The following is a 2,360-nucleotide window of genomic DNA, read 5'->3' on the forward strand; positions in this document are numbered from 1 at the left end:
GGGGCGGCGGCGTACAGGTTCACCGTGTTGCGGACCCGGCACCAGCCGCCACCCCTGCGGGGCCGGCCCTCCACGGCGCCCCGGCCACCCGCCGGGTGCGGGCGGTGAAGCCAGCCGGGGTTGGCGATCGCCGGCTTCGATTCCGGGTGCCGCGCGCCGTACGGGAGTCCGGGGGTGTCCCCCGGAAAACACAGCGTCCGTCCGGATGCGAGCCCGGAGCAGCCCCGGACGGCAACGGCCGGTCCAAGGTCACGCCACCCACCCAAGCCCGTCCGGCGCCTGAGGACGGACACCGATGTCCACCACACGACACTGGGCGCGCCCAGCACCTCAAACCTGTCCGGCGATTGAGGACGGACACAGGGTGCCCCGAGGCACGGGTCGCGCTTACGGGGCCCGAACGACCAGGTCAGATCAGCGGTGCGCGGCCGTACGGCGCCAGACGTACCGGCCCCACCAGCCCATAGTTCTGGCGTTTCGCCACGCCGAAGACCGACGCGTTCGCCACCCGCAGGCGGTTCAGGAGCGTGGTCGCCACCTCCACCTCCACGGTGTTGGCGCCCCGCCGCAGGTACGGGCCCACGTCGACCCGCGACGTCAACTGGTCCGCCGGAGGCAGCCGGTGGCCGTTGACGGTGACGCGGAAGGTGTCGAAGACCTCGCCCAGGTCGAGGTACGCCCCGTGCCCGCCCGTCCATGGCGCGCCCAGGTGCACGGTGGTGCGGTAGCGGCCGATGCCCGAGACGTCCTCCAGGCCCGGGACCGAGGGCCACGGGGCCAGGGCGTCGAGGACGAACTCGCGGCGCGGCTTCAGGGTCTGGGAGGGGCGGGAGCCCGGTTGCCAGTCCTCGACCGTCAGGGACCACTGCGTCAGCGGTATCGGCTCGGGCAGCCCGCCCAGGACGGTCTCGACGGTCCGGCCGTCGTGGAGGGTCGTGCGGTACGTGCCCGGGCGGACGTCGCGGATTTCCAGGCGGCCGCCCGCGCCCCGGAGCACCTCCGCCGCCTCGCTGCCGGCGGCGGACACGTACGGGCGGTCGGACCATGCGCCCGGCCGGACCAGGGCGACGATCGCGGTCGCGCCCGGGTCCAGGGTGACGCGCAGCCGGATCCGCCCGTCCTCCGTACGGGAGTACAAGGGGAGGGGCTCCACGGCGCCGGTCCAGGCGTCGAGGCGGTAGGGCACCGCGTCCCGCCGGCGCGTCGTGAGGGTGACGTCGTGGTCGACCCGGGCGTTGGTCGCGCCCTTGGTCACCGAGTCGACGGCGAAGAAGAAGTAGTCGGCCTCCTCGTCGGCGCGATGGGCGTGGACCAGCCATGAGCGCTGGGCGTACTCCACGTCGCGCCGCAGGCCCAGCGCCGCGATGGCCTCCGGCACGTACGGCCGGTCCGGCACGACGCGGACCTTCGGCAGGGCCAGCAGCTCGGCGAGCAGCGCGCGCAGCCGTTCGTTGTCGCCGGGACCGGAGAGGCCCGGGACGCGCGCGTCCGACCAGTCGCCGATGACGATGAGCGGCAGGCCGGCCTTCGCGTGGCCGACGAGCTTCTCGGCGACGTCGATCTGCATCGTGCGGTCCTTGCCGCTCAGCACGTCGCCCTCGATGACGAGTGCCTTGAACGCCGGGCCCTCCGGGGCGAGCCGCCCGTCGCGCACCGTCGCGGACGGCAGGTCGAGCAGCCGGGGGCTGAGGAAGAGGTGGGTCCAGCCCACGGGCACGCCTTCCGCGGTGAACCACGGTGCCCCGAGGCCGGTTCCGGCAGGGCCCTTCTGCCGCAGAATGCCGACGTCGGCCCTGTTGACGCCGGTCTGGAGGATCAGCTGGGTACGGCTCAAGTACCCGGCGATGTCGGGTACATGGCTCCAGGTCGGCTGCCGCGGTCCCCATGCCTCGCCGTACCCGCCGCCGCCGTTGTACGGCGAGAACGCGGCGAATCCAGGCCAGGCCGCACCGGGCGCCTCGGCATAGGCGAAGCCGTGGAAGACGGCCTGGTTGACCCCGGCCGCGTACTGCGTGACGAGCTTGCGCAGCGTGGCGTCCCATGTCGTGGCGTAGGCGCCGCCCGCGGTCGCGCCCGCCTCGTTGGAGAGGACGCGCTTGCCGCCCATGTCCCGGCCGCCGGCCAGGCAGCGGAAGTCGTCGGGGTTCTTGAAGCCGAGCGACTCGCCCTCGGAGACGTCGAGCACGGCGGCCGACCAGATGGAGTCGGTGCCCGGGCCGTACGGCTGGACACGCAGCCGGAGGCCGAGCCGGTGGGCCCACTCCTGGAAGGGCTTCAGGTGGTACTCGACGTACAACTCGGTGAGGACCTCGATGACATCGCGGCGGACCGCCTTGTCGATCTCCGGGCCGAAGGCGTGC

Annotated in this window: 1 protein-coding gene; it reads right to left on the reverse strand. The window is 73.4% G+C overall.

Annotated features, from left to right (window positions below):
• Window positions 1-409 precede the first annotated feature (409 nt).
• A partial coding sequence (locus ACTWQJ_RS50275) for a glycosyl hydrolase (RefSeq protein ID WP_443313026.1) occupies window positions 410-2,360 on the reverse strand: 1,951 nt, incomplete at its 5' end.

Origin of the sequence: Streptomyces sp. KR55, assembly GCF_052245645.1 — a bacterium.
GTDB lineage: Bacteria > Actinomycetota > Actinomycetes > Streptomycetales > Streptomycetaceae > Streptomyces > Streptomyces flavusporus.